This is a genomic window from Gemmata palustris (genome assembly GCF_017939745.1).
Taxonomy (GTDB): domain Bacteria; phylum Planctomycetota; class Planctomycetia; order Gemmatales; family Gemmataceae; genus Gemmata; species Gemmata palustris.
Window position 1 is genome coordinate 7110091 of sequence record NZ_JAGKQQ010000001.1, and the last position, 18700, is coordinate 7128790.

The 18700-nt window shown below is 63.9% G+C and carries 17 protein-coding genes; 8 read left to right on the forward strand and 9 right to left on the reverse strand.

Going from position 1 to position 18700, the window contains the following annotated elements:
• Positions 1-41: 41 nt before the first annotated feature.
• From J8F10_RS29465 to J8F10_RS29490, 6 genes are all read right to left on the reverse strand, one after another.
• Positions 42-1022 (reverse strand): hypothetical protein, encoded by a 981-nt coding sequence (locus tag J8F10_RS29465; RefSeq protein ID WP_210660034.1) that lies wholly within the window; start codon positions 1020-1022, stop codon positions 42-44.
• A complete protein-coding gene (locus J8F10_RS29470; RefSeq protein WP_210660035.1) occupies positions 1003-1575 on the reverse strand; it encodes a hypothetical protein in 573 nt (190 codons plus the stop codon). The genes J8F10_RS29465 and J8F10_RS29470 overlap by 20 nt, the downstream gene beginning before the upstream one ends.
• Positions 1568-2122 carry an RNA polymerase sigma factor gene (locus J8F10_RS29475; RefSeq protein WP_210660036.1) on the reverse strand — a complete coding sequence of 185 codons (555 nt, stop codon included), beginning with the start codon at positions 2120-2122 and terminating at the stop codon, positions 1568-1570. The genes J8F10_RS29470 and J8F10_RS29475 overlap by 8 nt, the downstream gene beginning before the upstream one ends.
• Before the next feature lie 691 nt (positions 2123-2813).
• Positions 2814-3497 carry an endonuclease III domain-containing protein gene (locus J8F10_RS29480; RefSeq protein WP_210660038.1) on the reverse strand — a complete coding sequence of 228 codons (684 nt, stop codon included), beginning with the start codon at positions 3495-3497 and terminating at the stop codon, positions 2814-2816.
• A 5-nt stretch (positions 3498-3502) separates the two neighbouring features.
• Positions 3503-4198 carry a hypothetical protein gene (locus tag J8F10_RS39370; RefSeq protein WP_246523645.1) on the reverse strand — a complete coding sequence of 232 codons (696 nt, stop codon included), beginning with the start codon at positions 4196-4198 and terminating at the stop codon, positions 3503-3505.
• Positions 4199-4424: 226 nt separating this feature from the next.
• Complete coding sequence (locus J8F10_RS29490) at positions 4425-5885, reverse strand: M81 family metallopeptidase (RefSeq protein ID WP_210660040.1); 1461 nt, start codon at positions 5883-5885, stop codon at positions 4425-4427.
• A gap of 241 nt (positions 5886-6126) precedes the next feature.
• Here J8F10_RS29490 and J8F10_RS29495 point away from each other — a divergent pair, with 241 nt between their 5' ends.
• The 4 genes from J8F10_RS29495 to aroA all read left to right on the forward strand — a co-directional run bounded on the left by J8F10_RS29495 (position 6127) and on the right by aroA (position 9672).
• Complete coding sequence (locus J8F10_RS29495) at positions 6127-7137, forward strand: aspartate-semialdehyde dehydrogenase (protein ID WP_210662218.1); 1011 nt, start codon at positions 6127-6129, stop codon at positions 7135-7137.
• 116 nt (positions 7138-7253) lie between these two features.
• Positions 7254-7607, forward strand: coding sequence for a hypothetical protein (locus J8F10_RS29500; protein WP_210660042.1), 354 nt, complete (start codon positions 7254-7256; stop codon positions 7605-7607).
• Positions 7604-8362, forward strand: coding sequence for a tRNA pseudouridine(38-40) synthase TruA (gene truA / locus J8F10_RS29505; RefSeq protein WP_210660043.1), 759 nt, complete (start codon positions 7604-7606; stop codon positions 8360-8362). Before J8F10_RS29500 ends, truA begins: the two co-directional genes overlap by 4 nt.
• Positions 8350-9672 carry a 3-phosphoshikimate 1-carboxyvinyltransferase gene (gene aroA / locus J8F10_RS29510; protein WP_210660046.1) on the forward strand — a complete coding sequence of 441 codons (1323 nt, stop codon included), beginning with the start codon at positions 8350-8352 and terminating at the stop codon, positions 9670-9672. The genes truA and aroA overlap by 13 nt, the downstream gene beginning before the upstream one ends.
• Positions 9673-9888: 216 nt before the next feature.
• On the opposite strand, the gene J8F10_RS29515 is transcribed toward aroA, so the two are convergent.
• A complete protein-coding gene (locus tag J8F10_RS29515) occupies positions 9889-10059 on the reverse strand; it encodes a DUF6800 family protein (RefSeq protein WP_210660047.1) in 171 nt (56 codons plus the stop codon).
• 40 nt (positions 10060-10099) lie between these two features.
• Here J8F10_RS29515 and J8F10_RS29520 point away from each other — a divergent pair, with 40 nt between their 5' ends.
• Both J8F10_RS29520 and J8F10_RS29525 read left to right on the forward strand, forming a co-directional pair.
• Entirely contained in the window at positions 10100-11440 is a 1341-nt protein-coding gene (locus tag J8F10_RS29520) for a hypothetical protein (RefSeq protein WP_210660049.1), read from the forward strand.
• A gap of 5 nt (positions 11441-11445) precedes the next feature.
• The gene (locus J8F10_RS29525) at positions 11446-11919 is read left to right on the forward strand and encodes a hypothetical protein (protein WP_210660051.1); all 474 of its coding nucleotides are present in this window, start codon (positions 11446-11448) and stop codon (positions 11917-11919) included.
• A gap of 5 nt (positions 11920-11924) precedes the next feature.
• Here J8F10_RS29525 and J8F10_RS29530 read toward each other — a convergent pair whose 3' ends face one another.
• Complete coding sequence (locus J8F10_RS29530; RefSeq protein ID WP_210660052.1) at positions 11925-12482, reverse strand: DUF4870 domain-containing protein; 558 nt, start codon at positions 12480-12482, stop codon at positions 11925-11927.
• Positions 12483-12726: 244 nt separating this feature from the next.
• Between J8F10_RS29530 and J8F10_RS29535 the strand changes: the two genes are divergently transcribed.
• The gene (locus J8F10_RS29535; RefSeq protein WP_210660053.1) at positions 12727-14475 is read left to right on the forward strand and encodes a DUF11 domain-containing protein; all 1749 of its coding nucleotides are present in this window, start codon (positions 12727-12729) and stop codon (positions 14473-14475) included.
• 310 nt (positions 14476-14785) lie between these two features.
• Positions 14786-15259, forward strand: coding sequence for a hypothetical protein (locus J8F10_RS29540; RefSeq protein ID WP_210660054.1), 474 nt, complete (start codon positions 14786-14788; stop codon positions 15257-15259).
• Between the two features lie 268 nt (positions 15260-15527).
• On the opposite strand, the gene J8F10_RS29545 is transcribed toward J8F10_RS29540, so the two are convergent.
• A complete protein-coding gene (locus J8F10_RS29545) occupies positions 15528-18632 on the reverse strand; it encodes an alpha/beta hydrolase family protein (RefSeq protein WP_210660055.1) in 3105 nt (1034 codons plus the stop codon).
• Positions 18633-18700: the final 68 nt, after the last annotated feature.

The window sequence follows — 18700 nt, forward strand, 5'->3', positions numbered from 1 at the left end:
CTTCCGCGTGCGCACCACTTTTGTGCGCACGCGGGGGGGAATCACTTCTGCTCGGGCTTGGGTTTCGGTTCAGGCTTGGATTCCGATTGCGGTTCGGGCTTCGCGATAGGCTTCTGCTTCCAGAACTCGGTGAGCGTAGGCGCATCCGGGGGAGCCGTCTTTGCGAACAGCAACCCGTACTCACGAACGTAGAACGCCCCACCGTTTTCATCTTGAAGTAACTGGAACCAGGCCCCGACCGGAAGCGCTTCACCCTGGGATATGATCCCGATGGTGAGCGGCAGGCCTGAGTGATCGATCAATTCCCTGCCAGTGACGGGATCTAATATCGATGAGGGTAAGCCGCGAACCGGGACATCCAATCCGGCTTCCTTCTTGAACAACTCCAGTACCTTCTCGAACGGCACTCTTTCACCCTTCGCGCCGATCTTCACGGGCTTATCAAGTGCCGCGCGGATCTGATCCGGGATCGGGCCTTTGATCGCGGACGCCTTATGTAAGGCTTCGATGGCCCGATAGTTTAGGATTAGCTCGCGTCTCCGTACCTCTGCTAACTCACTATGCGCAGTGAGATCGGTGCCGCCGGTGAGCAGCTTCCACTCGGCTTCGGCCAGCGCGAGGGCGGTCTTCGCTGTGGCGAGTTTCTCGCGCTCTATGAGCAGCGGTGCTTGAGGGAGCGTTCCCTTATCGACCATACCTTTGGTTGCCTTGACGCGCTCCTCGGCCGCGACCATCTCGCTCTTGAGTTGGTCGATTTTGGCCTTTAGCGTTAGCACCTTGAGGGTGACGACCTGGCGCGCTTTCGCGAGTTCGGCTTCGGCGAGTTGGATCTTCGCCTTCGCCATTTTCACGTCGGCGTCGTTCGCTAGCGCGGCGCTAATTCCCGCGTCCGTCGGGTCGGCCGGCTTCTTGTCGCCCAGCACCTTGGGTTGAGGTTGAGGTTCGGGATTCGGGGGCTGTGCGCTGATCGTTGTGGCGCAGAGCGTGAGCGCGAAGAGCGCGCTAACCGTCAGTCGTCGCATGGATCTTCTCCTTGAATGCCGCGTTCTTGAGGGACGCGAGCAACCACGAATCGTCCGATTCTGGTGACAACGCGGTGTCACCGCCCCGGGTGAGGAACAGTCGGTAGCACCGGGCCGCGTTCGCGTAGTCCTGTTCGGTGGCCAAATACGTGTCGCCGGCGCGCCGGTAGAGCGTAGCCGCGGCCGCGCCATCAGCTTGTTCCGCGTCCAGTTCGAGCCGGGCGGCAGTGAGCGTTGGGGGCGGAACAGGTGGAGGCTCGGTCGCGGAGATCATGACCGGAACGACCACCGGGATCGCTGCCACGATCGTTTCCACTTCGCGAGTAACGACCACCTTTTCGCGCTCGGGCGGTGTGCGCAGTACCCCCACACCAACGCCCACCACGAACACCGCGGCTATAGCCGCGACCTTGCCCGCGCGCCGGACCCACCTCGTTCGACTGATGCGGCGCTGAGTGGCACGCAGAAGCGCGCTTCGCAGCGCCGCGTCGGTCGTTGTCGGTAGGGGCGCGAGTAGGTGATCGAGGTCGTCGGGGGGGAGTGAATCACTCATGGCCGTCCTCGTAAATCACGCGGAACGCTTGTCGGGCGCGTGCGAGCAGAGATTCCACTGCCTTCGGCGAATCGTTGCGTGCGGCGGCGATCTCGTCGGCCGTTTGCCGGTCGAGGTACTTGGCCCGCAACACGGCCTCGTAGTGGTCGGGTAGCGCCGCGAGCGCTGCGGCTACGCGCTCGGCCTTTTCGACTTCGGCCCGTGCGTCCGGCCCGGGGCGGTCGTCGCCCGGGGCGAGCGGACGGATTCTCGCGTTCCGCCGATACCGGGCGCGGATCGCGTTGCGTGCGACGTTGGACGCGATCCCGCAGAGCCAGTGAAAGAACGCCCCTCGCGCCGGGTCGAACGCACGCACCCGCCGAACGGCCGTTAACCACGTCTCCTGGAGCACGTCGTCCGTCAGGTCGCGCAGCCCGCCGCAGCGCCAGCGGACGTAATCGGCGAGGCGCTCGTAGTGCGCGTCGAACCACTGGCGCCACGCGGTCGCGTCGCCGGCCAGGACCGCGTCGCGGATCGCCCGCTCGTGCCAAGGGTCGCCGTCGCTCATCGTCCGGATATTGTCCGCGTGGGGGCGAAATCCCTCGCGAGAATTTTTTGCGGGAACAACAAGGATCACAGGGCTTCCGCCCTGTGCTACGTCCGCCGGCCCCTCCGGGCGGAAACGCATTGGTTTTGGCAGCCACATCGAGAGCAGAAGGTGACAAGCTCCGGTGCTTTTACGGTGGTTGTTGGTTCCGATCTTCGCCCCGGAGGGGCCGACTTCCGTAGCACAGGGCGGAAGCCCTGTGCGCTCTTTCTCAAAATGAGCGGAGAACGTCGAAAATGGCCAGAAATGGGCGCGATGATTGCTCACTTTTGGGCAGGGACGGCCATTTTGGTCGTTTCGCACCTGTGAGGTATCATGATGCGTACCCTCGTTCTCTTTGCTCTTAGCGTTGCTTCGTTCGCTGCGTTCGCGGACGACGCTTCGGCCTGTGGTAAGAAGCGCGGTCGGAAGTCGGCCACAGTTTCGTGTGCTCCCCCGCCGCCGTGTGGCGGTTGCGGTTCCAGTTATGGTGTCCCCGCGGGTGCGTATTATCATGGGCAACCGGGTTACCCCGGCGGCGCGGCGCTGATGCCGGGTGCGTACCCGCCGGGCACGGTGCTTCCCGGTGGCACGGTCGTTCCGGGAACGATGCCGCCTAAGTAGTGATCGCAATCGCTCCCATCCGGCAACTCGTTCGCCGGGCGGGAGCATTTCAACCGTGTCGCGTGACACCAACCTGTTGACACATTTCTAATAGCGGGCACGACGAACACTTGGGCCGGTCGCCGGTGCAGATATGCTTGCCGAACGGTACGAGCAGCGCGTTGATCTCGACCCGCAAGTGCTGCGGGAGCTTCTCGTGTAGCTCGTCCATCGTCCTTTCTGGCGTCTTCGCGCTCACGTAGCCCCACCGGTTCGTGACGCGGTGAACGTGAACGTCCACACCCGTGAGCATCTGCCCGCACGTGATGCCGACTGCGAGGTTCGCGCACTTCGGCCCGACTCCCTTGAACTTCATCAGTTCGTCGGCATCGCACGGCAACACGCCGTCGTACTTCTCGACCGTTTCGCGCGCGATGGTGCGAATGGTCCCGGCCTTCACGTCGTGGAACGTGGAGGGGTAAATGAGGCGCTCGATTTCCTTCGCTGATAGCGCGGCAACGTCGGCGGGCCTCGGTGCGGCCGCGAACAACTGGCGCGACACGGGAAGTGTCGTTTCGTCCCGCGTGCGAATGGAGACGATACACGCGACGAGGATCTCGAAGACGGATGTGTGACCCTCGCCAGCCAACTCGAACAGTGCGGCCTTCGGGTAGGGGGCAACCGCGTCGCGTAAGAGGGGAACTGCTTCTTCGATATCAAAAGGCTTCTTCTTGGGGTGTTTCGCAGCGGGCATTGGAGTTACTCCTTTCCCAGCAGCAAATCGATCACCCAACAGCCTCGAACGTGCGGACCGTTGCTGCGACAGTGCCCCAGGATGTCGGCGCTGTCGCAACCAGCATCCTGCAAAGCGTCGGCCAAGATCGGCATCCGGTCGAAGGCGCGGTCTTGGTAGATGTCGGTGGCGAGTGCGACGACACCGGACGTAAGCCAAGAGTGGTTAGTGGTTATGGGGCGAAAGGGGTTGCCGAAAATGTCCCAGAGTAGGCGGCATTGAAGGCTGCGTTCGGCTCGTCTTGCTTCCTCAGACCCTACACCTGATGCCTCAGCACAGAGGCGGGATACTTCGGAAGTTGGGTGACAGTCTGAAGTAGATGCGTCGTCGGTTTCCCATCCAACATGCCAACTGGCCGCACCTGCCCAATCTTCTGCAATGAGCGGGCAACGTCCTGCATGTCGAAGTATTGCCTTCTCGTGATGATCGGCCTCCCACGCTGCTTTGTGGGCTTCGATGAGTTGTTCTTGCGTCGCTAACCCATCCGAGAATTGCTCCGCAATGACCACGGCATTGCGGCTTCGTGGGTCAGTAAGGTGATGCCAAATGTTACGGCAACATGCAATGGCGAACAGCCGCAACTTCCGGTCGCTCGCCTTGCCCCGCAGGAACTCCAGCATCGGGGCCAGGTCGGTGCAGCTCAGCCACTCTTGTTCGGTCACGGTGTTGGCTCCGGTCGGTTCACGTCAGCATGACCGGAGGTCGCGTGCAAGACAAGCGAGTAGGGCGGTGTGTAATGTGTGCGAATCGAAGTGAGGTACGCGCCTTGGGCTCGTAACTTTTTCTTCGTGTTGCTCATTCTTACACCGCTCGTTGGTCGGCAAATAATGCCGGATAGGGTGAAGCAACTTCTGTGCTCCACCTCAAACGAGCGCGACCGCGGCGCAATTAATCAAGCGGGTACATCGGCCGGTGGATGCGCTTGTACTCGAACCGGGCCGCGTTGATCGCGGTGAGGCCGGGCGTGTCCACTTCGATGATCTCGCCGCCGATCGGCTCATACGCCGCTTTGTACGCGACCGCAGCCTTCACGACGATCACGCGCGCCTGCTTCGGGTCGATGCCGAGGCTCGTGAGTTGTCCGAGGCTGAACGGCGGCGTGCGGAGCGTGTTCAGCACGAGCAAGTTGCCGTCGGCGAGGTCGATGACGGCGGTGTGCCCCTGATCGTTCTGTCGGCGCCCGCCGTGCCGCGGTTCGACCTCCGTCCACTTCCCCTCGTGGAGCGAGCGCACCATTCCGCGCACACGAACCGGCTCGCCGTGTAGCTTCCCCGTCGCGCCACCGATGGTCACTTCGAGCGTACCGCCGATACCAACGGTCTTCGCTTGCTCGACGGCCGCGGGCGCGTGAATCACCACAACAAAGCCTCTCGCACGCTGTTTCAGAAGCTCGGTGAGCAACACGGTACCGTCGCCCGCGGACCCGCCGCCGATGTTGTCGCCGAGGTCGATGAGCAGGGCCGGCGATTTCGTGCCCGTGAGAGCCGTGCGAACGGCTGCTTCCGGCTGCGGGCACGGGACGTTCAGTTGTTCGCGCACGGACCACATCGCGTTCGCGAGTTCGTCGGCCGCGGCCTTCGCGTGGGTGCGGTTCCCGTCGGCGACCACGATCACGCTCGCGCCCATTTCGGGTACGTCCGCGTAGGGGAAGCCGGCCATCAGGCTCACCGAAAGGATGCCCGGCTGTTTCTCCATCTCGCGGGCCATGCGCATGAGCCCGGCCATCGGCTCGCGGCTTGTGTCCTGGCCCAGCAGGTTCAGGAGCATCGGCGGTTTGGCGACGTGGCACACCGGGTGCACTTCGCCTTTCACGGCCCGCGCGAGCAGTTCGGCCGCAACCAAGCCGCGCTGCCGTTGATCGACGTGCGGGTACGTCTGGTAACCAACCAGGATGTTTGCGGTTTCGGCCATTTGTGGCGAAACGTTCCCGTGGAAATCGAGCGTCACCGCGATCGGTACGTTCGGCCCGAGTGCGGCCCGAATTCGGCGAAGGATTTCTGCGTCCGCGTCCGGGTGCTTGGGGGTGACCATTGCGCCGTGCAGCGCGAGCAGCACGCCATCTGCTCGTGCGAGCTTGCAACCAGTCGCCAGTGCGTCCGTGAAGTGGTTGAAGAATTCGTCCGTAACAGGCCCGGCCGGAGTCGCCCACGCCATCGCGACCGGCACGAGGTCGTAACCGAATTTGGCCCCACCTTCGATGAACCCGCCGACTTCGTGGTGCGCGTCCTGCCAGATGGGAACCACCGTGTCGCCGTAGGTCAGGCTGCCGTCGCGGAACCGTTGGAGGTCCGTCGGGAGCGGGGCGAAGGTGTTCGACTCGTGCATGAACCCGCCGATGGCGATTCGCATGGAGGCGCTGGGGTGGGAGGAGTCACGGGCTTCCGCCCGGTACGGCTTGAACGACGGCCCTATTTGTGGGGCGCGAAGAGCAATGTATTCTCTTCACCGCGGAACGGCCGGCGTTTGTCGCGGCAGCGGGAACCCGCGCTCTCGTCTCTCCTGTGATTTCCATAACAACGAGAATTCGTATTCTTATCTGTGGGCGGAGTGGTCCGTCCCAATCTCCAAATTAAGAGGTGTTACCGTGTCCGTGAACGTGGCGGTTGTCGGTGCGACGGGTGCCGTTGGCGACCTGATTCGGAAGGTGCTCGCGGAGCGCAACTTCCCGATCAAGTCGATCAAATTCCTGGCTTCCGAGAAAAGCGCTGGTAAATCCGTCGAGTTCGCGGGGAAACAGTACACCGTCGAACCGATCCGCGCCGAGGCGTTCGCGGGCGTGCAGATCGTGCTCAGTAGCACGCCAGGTTCGGTGAGCAAGGAGTATTCACCGATCGCGGCGAAGGCCGGGGCGATCGTGGTGGACAACTCCTCCGCGTGGCGCATGGACCCGGACTGCCCGCTCGTGGTGCCGGAGGTGAACGCGGACCAGCTCCACCACATCAAGAAGGGCATCGTCGCGAACCCGAACTGCGTCGCGATCCCGCTGTGCGTGGCGCTCAAGCCGCTGCACGACCTCGCGCAAGTGCGGCGCATCGTCGTGGCGACGTACCAATCGTCTTCGGGCAAGGGCGCGAAGGGACTGTTGGACTTCAACGCGCAGCTCAGCGCGTGGGCCGCGGGCAAGCCCGTGCCGGCGCCGACGGCGCACCGGGCACAGCTCGCGGGGAACGTCATCACGCTGGACTGGACGCTCGACCCGAACGGCTTCACGGAAGAAGAGAACAAGGTCATCAACGAGACGCAGAAAATCCTGGGCGACGCGACCATCGGCGTGAGCCCGACGTGCGTCCGCGTGCCGGTGAAAGTCGCGCACAGCGAGGCGATCACGGTCGAGTTCGCGCGCCCGCTCTCGGTCGCCGACGCGAAGGCCGCGCTCGCGAACGCGCCCGGCGTGGTGTTCATGGACGAAACGAAGGGCGAGTTCCCGCAACCGCTCCATGCCGAGGGCAGTGACCACACGTTCGTCGGCCGCGTGCGCCAGGACCCGAGCAACCCGAACGCGCTGTGCCTGTGGGTCGTGGCCGACAACCTCCGCAAGGGCGCGGCGAGCAACGCCGTGCAGTGTGCGGAGGAGTTGGTGAAGCGCGGCATTGTGAAGTGATACCGAACCGGGCGAGTGAGTTACTTCGCAGCAGGCTCGTGGGCACATGTGCGCCCACGAGCCTACTCAACCGTGAGCTGTTGGCACCTGCACGAAACTGATCCAGGCGGTTTGGCATGAGTCAGCAACCCATCGCGGGGCCAGAGGATCTGACCCCGCTTGAGCGGCGATACCTTCAAAATTTGTGGGATTATTGCAAATCGTCACCAACTCTCGCCATGATTTACGCGAAGTCGTGGCGAAACACCTGCGTACTGCTGCTGATCACCGGCCTAGTAATTGCGGCCGGTTTGCTGTGGGAAAGTCCCTTTGCTGCCTGGTTTATTGGTGGAATTACGACTGGCGCTTTGCTCCGCGATTTGGGTTACTTTCGACAAACGATACGATTGTGGCGAGCGACCGAAACCATCATTGACCGCCAGAAACTCGACGAGTTAGTCGCTGACCCGCCCGATGCCAACTACTCATGACGGTTCGCAACCTCAAACTCACCATCCGCTACGACGGGACGGACTTCTTTGGCTGGCAAACGCAGCCCGGCCAGCGCACGGTGCAAGAAACGATCGAAAAGGCCATCAGCGAAATCACCCGCGAGAGCCGCGTGCGCGTGAACTGCAGCGGGCGCACGGATTCCGGCGTTCACGCCGTCGGGCAAGTCGCCAACGTTTACACCGTGTCGCGGTTAAGTTGTGAGACGCTCCTCAAAGCGATCAACGCGAAACTCCCGAACGATGTGAGCGTTCGCGAGGTGATCGAGGCGCCCCAGAGCTTCTGTGCGAACAAGGACGCCGTGCGGAAAATGTACCGCTACGTCGTTCAGGACGGGCGGCAGCAAGACCCGTTCTTGCGTAAATACGCCTGGTTCGTCAGGCAAAACCTCGATGCGGAAGTGATGGCGCGTGCCGGGCGGTGTCTGGTCGGGCGCCACGACTTCCGCTGCTTCGAGACGGAGTGGCCGAACCGCCTCACGAGCGTGCGCACCATCACGCACCTGAGCGTGAACCGGTTCGGCGAGTGCATCTGGATCGACGTGGAGGCGAACGGCTTCCTCTATAACATGGTGCGGGCGATCGCGGGCAGTCTGGTGCAGGTCGGGCGCGGGTTCTGGCCCGAAACGCAGATCGCCGACGTGCTCCGCGCGATGGACCGCCGGCTCGCCGGCCCCACCGCGCCGCCCGAAGGCCTCTTCCTCATGCGTGTAACGTACCACCCATGTCCGACGTGACTTACCCCGCCGAACTCGAAATCGCCCCACTCACGAAGCCCGTGAGCGCGGCCGTGACCGTACCGGGCAGCAAGAGCATTACCAATCGCGCGCTGGTCCTCGCCACGCTGTCGGTCGCCGAGAAGGGCACGACGCTCCGTGGCGTGCTCCGGAGCGAGGACACCGAGGTGATGATCGAGTGCCTCCGGTGGTTGGGTTTCGTGATCGATACCGACTGGGACCAGAACACCGTCTGGATCTCGCCCGAGCAAGATCCGAGGTTGCACCGGAAGAACGACCTCATCCCGGCCGAGTCCGCGGACCTGTTCGTCGGGAACTCGGGAACCACTGTGCGGTTCTTGACGGCCGCGGTCGCGCTGGGGCAAGGCACGTACCGGCTCGACGGCATCCCGCGGATGCGGGAGCGCCCGATCAAAGACCTGCTCGACGCGCTCCAACAACTCGGCGTGAATGCGTACAGCGAGCACGGCAACGGGTGCCCGCCCGTCGTGGTTCAGACGACCGGTCTGCGCGGCGGGCGCGTTCGGGTGAAGGGCGACGTGAGCAGCCAGTTCCTGAGCGCGCTCATCATGGCCGCGCCGTTCGCGGACGGGGATTCCGACATCGAGGTGGACGGGCCGCTGGTGTCAGAGCCGTACATCGCGATGACGTTCAGAATGCTGCAAGACTTTGGTCTGAAGTTCGAGGTGCGCGGTCCTGGGAATTACCACATCTTCGGCGATCAGTATTTGGGCGTGACCGAGTACGCCATCGAACCCGATGCCTCGGCCGCGTCGTACTTCTGGGCGGCGGCTGCCATTGCCGGTGGCCGGATCACGGTCACGGGGCTGAACCGCAAGTCGCTCCAGGGAGACGTGCGGTTCGTTGATGTGCTGGCGCAGATGGGCTGTCAGATCGAGGAGGGCGATAACGGTATCACGGTTCACGGCGGGCGACTGCGTGGGGTCGATGTCGATATGAACGACATCAGCGACACCGTGATGACGCTCGGCGCGGTCGCGTGCTTCGCCGAGGGGCCGACCACGATCCGCAACGTCGGGCACATTCGCCACAAGGAAACGGACCGCATCGCCGCACTCGCGACGGAACTGCGCAAATTCGGCGCGGAGGTCGAAGAACGCGACGACGGGCTGACGATCGTGCCGCGCCCGCTAAAGGGTTGTGCGGTAGATACCTACAACGATCACCGCATGGCGATGAGTCTGGCGCTGGTCGGGTTGAAGGTACCGGGAGTGGTGATTCGCAACCCGGGCTGTGTGGTGAAGACGTACCCGGGGTTCTGGCAGGATTTGGAACTGCTCCGGGGCTAGTCTCGTTTCGAGATCCACGTAGTGGCCGAACGAGCCGCGACCGCAAGGGAGCGGGGCTTCCCGTGCGTGGAACCCGGGGCTACAAACGGGAGCCCCTCCCGCTCCCTTGCGGTCGCGGCTCGCCAAGAAAACGGCTCTGAGCCTAAAAGCGAACGGCCGTTGAGACTCGGCGCAAATCGTTGCGCGTCTCAACGGCCGTTGCGAAATACTTCGCTGTTACTTGCCTTCGGGCTTTGCCGGCTCGACCCAGAACGGGCTGAGGCGCTTGATCTTGTAGAGAACCTTGTCGCGCGCTTCGCCGGTCGCGGTTTCCAGCTTCTCCTTGAGCTTCTTCATCTTCTTCTTGCGCCCGTAGCGCCGGTCCAATTCAATTCGCCGCTCGACCATATACTGCTCCTAGAAAGATGCACTTCCGAATACGGATGCGATGACACAAACTTACACGCCGCCCCCCCCAGCGACAAGCGCAACGTTCGGTTCGCTCCGCCGCGCGCTCGTCGCGGTGTGGGCGGTATTCGCCCTCGGCGCGTTCGCGTTCGTGGCCTTTATCGGCACGAACGCCCCCTACGCTGACGAGTGGGAATTCGTCCCGGCGCTCTTGGGCGACGAACCGGCCGGGCCGTGGTTGTGGCAGCAACACAACGAGCACCGGATGCCGCTCCCGCGAGCGGTGGTGCTCACGTACTTCAAACTCACGCACGACTTCCGCGCCGGAATGGTGCTGCAGGTCGCGATGCTGTCGGCACTTGCGCTCTTTCTCGTGCGATTAGCCGACAAGCTACGCGGCAAGCCACACTGGGCGGACGCATTCTTCCCCGTCTCGCTGCTGCACATCGGACACTGGGAAAACTTCGTGATGGGTTATCAGGTGTGTTTCGTGCTGTTCGCGGTGCTGACGACGTCTCTCGTTGTCATTGTGCTGCGAATCACGCGCGAAAATGCCTTTCGTTCCGGCGCGCTTGCGGGCGTGTGCCTGATGTTGCTTGCACTGACGGGAGGCTCGGGACTGGTCGTCGTGCCGTGCGTCAGTGCGTGGATCGTGTTCGTTGCGGTAAATGTGTGGCGCGGCGGTTCAAAGGGCCGGGCCGTACTTTTGTTGGTCCTCGCGGTTTTGCCGATCGCGTATCTGGGTGTGTACTTTCAGGATTATCATAAGCCGCCGCACCACCCGGCACCGAGTTCCAATCCGATAGCCGTGGCTGGCGTAACGGGCGAAGTGCTCGCGATGTCGTTCGGCATCGGGCTGAGCGTCGTGTGGTGGGCCGCGGCCAGTGGGTTACTTGTGGTTGGCGTGCTCACCCTCACGGTGCTCGTACCGCGGTGGAAAGAGCCAGACGAGCGTCTGTCGGTCGCGGGGCTAATCGCGGTCGCCGCGGGGGTAACCGGTGTCGCGCTCGCGATCGGCGTGGGCCGCGGTGGGTGGGGCGCGGGAATGGGGCTGTGGTCGCGGTACTCGCTACTCACGTGGCCACTGCTCGCCGCGACGTACCTCGTGTGGGTGAAACTCGGCCGCAAGTGGGTGCCGATTGCGCTGTGCGTAGTGGCCGCGCTCGCGTTCCCCGGCAATACCGGTACCGGAATGGCGAACGGGTCAGTGGTCGCGGCGCACTACGCCGACATCGCTGCACAAGCCCAGAGCGGACTCACCGCGGAACAGATCGTGACGGGGGAACCGTTTACGGTGAGCCATCACTCCGGGCAACCGGAGCGGGCGCTGCGTGCGATTCCGCTCCTGCGCCGCGACCGCATCGGGATTTTTGCGAGGTAACGCCGATGGGCAGTTTGGGGTGGTGGTTCACCGGCGGGGTGGTGGTCGTCGTTCTGCTCGCGCTCGTCGCGCGGTGGCTGTGGTACCTCGGCCGGGTGGTCCACGTCGAGCGCTGTCGCGAACTGTTCCGGCTCCAGCACGAGCGCTTCGAGGAGCAGTTGGTGAAAGCGGCCGGTGCGTCGGGATTGCCCCGCGGACTGCGGTGGGTCCGGTGCAACATCACCGGCGACGCGGTTCTGGTCCGCGACACCGCGACCGGTGGAATTGTTGCGCTCGTTCCGGTGCTGGTGGAGTTCGAGCCGCTGGAGGGCGGCGACATGGAGGACGTGCCCGCGGCCCGTGCCCCGCGCCCCGCGACCGCGGTGTTCAGCTTCCACCAAGGGAACTGGCACACGGGCGGGCGCGTCGTGTTCAACCACACGCCCGACCAGACCGTGACCGCGTTCGCGGAGCTACAGCGCCTGCCGGACCACGTGTGACCCGGTCACGTCAAAAACGGAATCGCGAGCGGGTACTTCCACACCCGCCCCTCGTTCGCCTTCATCGCGGCAATGATCGGGAACACGATCCCCAAGACCACCACAACGGGCAGCAGCACGAATCCAATAAACACGAGACACAGCACGGCACTGATGATGAAGTAGAGGGCGAACGAGATGAGCCAGTTCACCGCGTTCTTGCCGTGCCGGTCGATCTTCGGCAACTCGTCCTTCTTCATCTGCCAGATTACGATGGGCACGATGATCCCGCCGAGCGGGATGACGTGGCCCGCGAACAGCGACAGGTGCAGGAACATGCCCCATTCGCGCGCCTTCTTCTCCAACTCGCGCGGCGACAGTTCTTCGAGTTCGTCGTAGTCGCGCAGGCGCCGGTACTCGCGATCTTCGTCTTTATCTTCGTCACGATCGCGCCGGTGGACCCGCACGCGGCCCTCTTCGCGCCCCTCGTCGAGTTCGGCCACGGCGCGCGCGTACTGCTCCTCGGTGATGGTCCCGTCGTCGCGCATTTTCTTGAGTTTGTCCAGTTCTTCGGCGACGCTCATGGGTGGAACTCGCGGTACGTGAAATCGCCCATACAAGCGCAATTCGCTCACAGTGTCCCGATATTGCGCTCGCACCCGAAAATATTCTGCCCGCCCGTAGCGTGCCCATTTTGCCAGAAGTCGCAGTGCTCTGCTACCCGCCGTCGCCGCGACCCGCCCGCGCCGACTGATCTTTCGCAGATTCGCGCGAAACGCTATACCCCCACCGCGAGCCGGTCTGACCGGTGCGTCGCGGAGGGGCATCATGAGTCGGTGGAAGCACATCCGGGCGGCAACGGGCGGCGGAGCGGCGGTCGTCGCGGTGTGGGCTTTCGTCTCACTGGCGGCCTCGGCGCAAAAGCCACAACTCACGTTCCACAACGTGCCGGAACCACCAGCGACAGAGGCGGAACACCTCCTGCCGCTCGGTGATTTCACCGACCCCAACGTGGAGCAGGCGCAGTTCAAACAGCGTGCGCCCGGCAGCGGCGCGCCGGGGCAACCAACGGGCGCGTCCGCGGCGGTGACCGATCCGGCGTATCCCGTTGTCACGATCCGCGTGCGCGTGCCCGCCGACGCGATGCCCGGCGACGACATCAAGTACATCATCACCGTGCAGAACGTCTCCGCCGCGGACGCGCACTCCGTGACCGTGCGCAACCCGCTCGCGAAGGAAGTAGCTGATGTCGTGAGGGCCGAACCGCAGCCCGATAAGCCGACACCATCAGGCAAACTGCAGAGCGATGCACAGCCGGGCGGCGTAACGTCACAGAGTGACCTGTCGAGACAACTCGTCTGGTCGCTCGGCACGCTCAAAGCGGGGGCAGTCAAGGTGATCGAACTCACCCTGCGCCATAAACCCGACATCACGGAGCTGAAGAATCTGGCCTACGTGAAGTACGAGCACGGCCAGTCGGTGACGACGAAGATCGGCAAGCCCACGGTCAAAGTGACGAAGACCGCGCCCAAACAGAGCGTGCGCGACGAGACGTACAACGTCCGCCTACTGGTCGAGAACACCGGGAAGATACCGGCCGAAGGCGTGCGCGTGTTAGAGAACGTGCCGACGTCGGCGGAGATCGAACCGGTCACGGCCGGCGCGAAAAAAATTCAGCAACCGGAAGGATTGAAAGGGGCTGGGGCACAGCAGTGGATGTGGGAGATCGCGAAGCTCCAACCCGGCGAGCGAAGAGTGATCGAGTACCGTGTCACCGCGCGCGAGGCGAAGGAAATCTACACCCTCACGAACGTGACCGGGCAGAAACTCGTACCGGACAAGCCCGCCGAGACCCGCACGCAGGTGCTCGTGCCGGGGTTGGAGCTGAAGTTCACGGGGCCGGACGGTGTGGTGAACGCGGGCGAGTCCGCAAAGTACGAGATCCTGGTGCGAAACACCGGCACGCTCCCGAGTACCAACCTGAAAGTTGTGGGCACGATCCCGGTCGATTGCCGGCCGACGCGCAAGACGGACGGCGGTCAAATCCTCCGCGATTCCATCGCGTGGCAGGTGCCCAGGTTGGACCCGGGTGAGGCGCAGACGTTCCGGTACGAACTGAAGGCGAGTACGACCGGCCGGCGCAAGGTGACGAGTAGCGCGTCGGACGCCCGCGGTACGCGCGCCGCGCAGGAACTGGCGACGACGTTCTCGGGCGCGGCCGCGCTCGCGTGGGAAACGAAGTTCGACCCGCAGACGGTCCAGGTCGGCAAGCGGGGCGTGCTCACGGTAAGAGTGAAGAACACCGGCGGCGCGGAGGGCCGCAACGTGCGCGTCCAGATCGAGGCCCCGGATTGCGTGAGCGTCGTGCAAACCACGCCGAACGTTCGTTTCGCGGGCAACGTCGTTCAATTCAACGCGGAGTCCGTTCCCAGCAATGGAGAAACGACGTACACGCTCACGTTCGAGGGGAGGAAGGTGGATCAGGCAGAGTTCCTCTTCAGGATGACCGCAGACAGTTTGGGCGACCGGCCAATGACGACCAATAAGTCGGTCGAAGTGATTAGCGCTCCGAAGTGAGGTTCGCGGCTCCCCACGTAACGGAGCGGCACAAACAGTGGCCCGCAGCATTTCCTATTGAGCGGACGCCGTGCGGTGTTGGCTTCCCGGCGCGACGGTGCCGAAGATGAAGCCGGCGCCGTTGGGGGTGGGGCGGGCCTTTTTCCTTTACGCGCCTTCCGCTTGACAAGTCCGGGTGCTACGTTTCAAGTATGCGGATTATTTCCGCGTGCGGTGTTTGGGTACCGTGGCTCGCCGGTATCTCTTCCCGTAGAAGACGCCTAAGTCAAAAGCACCAAGCGCGAAAGCCGCCCCAAGGAGGAGGGTTATTATGACCGTATTACGGTCGACCCGACCGACCGATTCTTCCTACCGCACGGCGTGGGGCCGGCGCGCACGAGCCGCGGTACTGGTGGTGTTCCCGGTCGCGCTGCTCGGTTGTGGTTCCGCCACTCCTCCGGGCGCTGACTCGGCACCGACACCGGCGGGCGGCCCGAACGATCCGGCCTGGGTGACGAACCGGCCGAAACTGCCGCCGCCCGACGCGGACCGCATTAACTACGACGAGCACACCTGCACGCTCACGCTGTACGACCTGCCCGGAAACGACCGCTGGATGGTGCAGATGCCCGGCGAAGGGTCCGGGCGCCCGGTCACCCCGCAGCACCGCCTCCCGGCCGACACGGAACTGTCTCAGGTGATGGTGTACTACGCGCGCCCCGGCGTGAAGCCGTCCGCGCCGGTGAGCGTGAAGCAGATCCGCGACAGCGGCAACGCCCACAGCAGTCTCGCTCACTTCCGCTAAATTGTTGATACGTGCCGAGAAATGTCTTGCGGCCGGGAGACCATAGTGTGTCTCCCGGCCGTAAGACGTTTTGGAGTGTAGTCCGCTCGCTCCGCGAGCGGTTGGCTTCCTGAATTGAAGGGGTGAATTCATCGCCCCGAGAGCCGAAACCCCGCTCGCGGAGCGAGCGGACTACAGTTAACGTCACTGACCACGTTTCGACTGCGATACAAGATCCCAACCCGCTCGCAGAGCGAGCGGACTGCGCCCCAGCGCGGCTCGTTACGACTCAGCGCTCGTAGGCTTCGTCGCCCTTTTGACCGTACAGCTTGCGCCACTGCTCTTTTTCCTTTTCGCGGTCGAGGTACGGGACGCCCTTTTCCATCCATTCGGGCGCGGGCTTGTTCTTCAAGTGGTGCTCGAAGAACTGGAACATCCGCATCGCGAAGTCGCGCGCCGCGGGCTTCTTCGCGAGGTTGTGCGGTTCACCGTTGTAGTTCAGCAGGTACGCTTCCTTACCGAGGCGCCGGAGGGCCAGGAAGTATTCGATGCCCTGGTACCACGGCACCGCGTCGTCCTGATCGTTGTGGATCATCAGGAGCGGCGTCTGGACCCGGTCCGCCATGAAGACCGGCGAGTTCTCGATGTAGCGCAGGGGCGCGTCCCACAGCGTCGCCCCGATGCGGCTCTGGGTTTTCTCGTACTGGAACTGGCGCGGCAACCCGGTGCCCCAGCGGATGCCGTCGTAGGCGCTCACCATGTTGGCCACCGGCGCGCCCGCCACGGCCGCTTTGAAGCGGTTCGTCTGCGTGACCATGTACGCGATCTGGTACCCGCCCCACGACTGCCCGTTGATGCCAATTGCCTTTTCGTCCACGAACCCCTTATCGACCGCGGCCTGGATCGCGGGCAGCACGCACTTGATCGCGCTGGGGCCGGGGTACCCGATCTTGTACGCGATGTCCGGCATCAGCACGATGTAGCCGTTGCTCGCGTAGAACGTCGGGTTGATGACCTGGCCCCGCGTCACGTTGGGCACGCGGAACTGGTGCAGGTTCTCCGACAGCCGCTCGTAGATGTACACCACCATCGGGTACTTCTTCGTCGGGTCGAAGTTCTCCGGCTTAATCAGGATGCCGGTCAGCGGGACGCCGTCCCCGCTGGTGTACTTGATCTGTTCCGCCCGGCCCCAGTTGTAGTTCTTCACGTGCGGGTTGATGTCCGTCACGCGCGTCAGTTCGTTGAAGTCCGGCGTGGTGACGTAGTAGTCCGGGTACTGTGAGAACGTCTGCACCGTGAGCAGGTACACGTCCGCGTCTTTTGCCTTGATCGGGTTGCCGTAACTGCGCCCGCCCATCAACAGCAGGCGCGGTTCCGCGCCCGGCTCGAGGCGGTAGAAGCCGGTGTCGTGGGTGCTGAGCTTTTCTGCGCCGAGCAGGTGGGTCTTGCCCAGGTCGATGGTGCGCTCGATCGGGCTGCGATCGTCCGGGCTGCGCGGGCGCAGCAGCGTGAAGCGCAGACCCTGCTCGCGCCCCACTTTCGTGAGATTTTCCGCACCGGACCCGTCGGCCGCGAGCTTCCAGATGTCGTACCGGTCGCTCACCAGGACGAATTTACCGTCCGAGGTCCACTGTGCGCTGCCGTAGGCGGGCGCGGTGCTCGGCGAATCGTGTTCTTCGTCGAAGAATTTTACCGCGAGTTTGGCCGTCAGGTTCACCTTCTTGCCATCTGGTACGGAGACGGTGTACCAGTCCTTGCCATCAAACGACAGCAGGTACTTCCCGCTCGGCGCGAGGGTAAAATTCACCGCGCTCGCGGTCGCGATCGGGAGTTTGGCGCCCGACCGCACGTTCACGAGCGCGTAGTCGTTGGGCACCGGGAAGGCGTACCCGGTCGTGTGCTTGTACTTCCGCTCGTCCGTGCTCACGGCCCAGTCGCCGGTCGCGGCCTGCTGCACGGTCACGTCGTCTTCCGAGAGCTGGCGGAACTGTTTCGTGTCGAGCAGGACGACCGCGCCGAAAGTCCGGTTGCGGTCCTGTGTGGCACGCAGCTTCTGCATCGGCTGGATGTTCGCGTCCTTCCAGTGCCACAGGTCGAGTTGAATCTCGTCCGCCGGCGCGGTGGCTGGCGGCGGGGCGCGTTCGGGGGCCGTGGCGACGTAGAGCTTCGTGCCGTCCTGCGAGAAACTCAGTGAGTTGCCCGAGAGCGCCCAGCCCTTCTTGATGCCGGGGGTATCGGGTCCGAGTACCTCACTGAGCGCGACCGGGGCCGGCGCGTTGGCCGCCACGACCGTAGCCGTGATCGCGCCGAACCCGCCGACCGTGCCCAGCGGCACGCGCGAGAGGGGTTTGGGTTCGGCCTTCGTAACTCGGTCCCACACGAACACGCGGTACCGCGGCGGAGTTGGCGCGCTCGGGGTCGTTGTGATGGCGGTGCCGACGGGTGAACCGGCCGGGTGCGGGGGCGGCGCGAGCGTCGCGGAGGGAATCTGGCTGTCGTCGAAGAAGAACGCGAGCTTGTTCTGCTTTTCGTCCCAAGTGAGGCTCGTGTACCGACCCGGCCCGGATTTCAGCGGAGCCCCGCCGGTGCCGAAATTCGGGTTCAGCGCGTACACGCCGTTCTTCTCGTCTTTGCGCGACGACACTGTGTACACCAGCGTCTTCTCATCGGCCGAGAGGCTGTATTCGCTCACTTCCAAAATCGTGCGGTCGGTGGTGCCGGAAAGGTCGCGGATGAAGAGATCGGACCCGTAGGTCCGCGTCGGTCCCGGGGGGGCTCCGCCGCTGGGTGGGAGCGCCCCTTTGCCCTTGCCTTTGACCGGTGGTGTGGTGGGCTCTTTGGTGTCGCTTTTGCCAGACTCGGCTGCGGTCGGCTTGCGGTAAATCAAGAAGCCGTCGCCCTCGCCGCCGACCTGGAACGAACCGGCGCCCGCGATGCGGTCCAGTTCCTTCCCGCTCGATAGATCGACGATCGCGATCGCGGCCTTCGGGTACTCGTCCACCTTCAGTTTGTCGGCCTTTGCCTTATCGAGCGCCGCCTTCGTGGGGGTGAGCGGCAGCAGCAACTTTTTGCCGTTGGGAGTGAATCGCGGGGACGTGCCGAGCGCAGCGATTCCGCTCGCCGTACCGCGCGGGAACCGGTACTCCCTCCCGCTGCTCACGTGCCGCACCACCGCTTCGCCGTCCCCGCTTTCCGCGCCGGCGAGGTACGCGACATACTGTCCGTCGCGCGAGAGCGTGACCCCACTCGCAGCGCGCCAGATATCGTAGTCCGCGAACGTGAGCACCTTTTTGTTGGCAGGTTGTGCCGAGAGCGGCCCCGCGGACGCGACGATCAGCCCGAATAAGGCAATCGCCGCGAACCCGCGCGACAGCGCAAACTGGGAGCGCAGCATGGGATGAGACCTCTTGCGGTGGGAGCGAAGGCGGTAGATTTAGATTTACCCCCGAGTTCGGGGTGCGC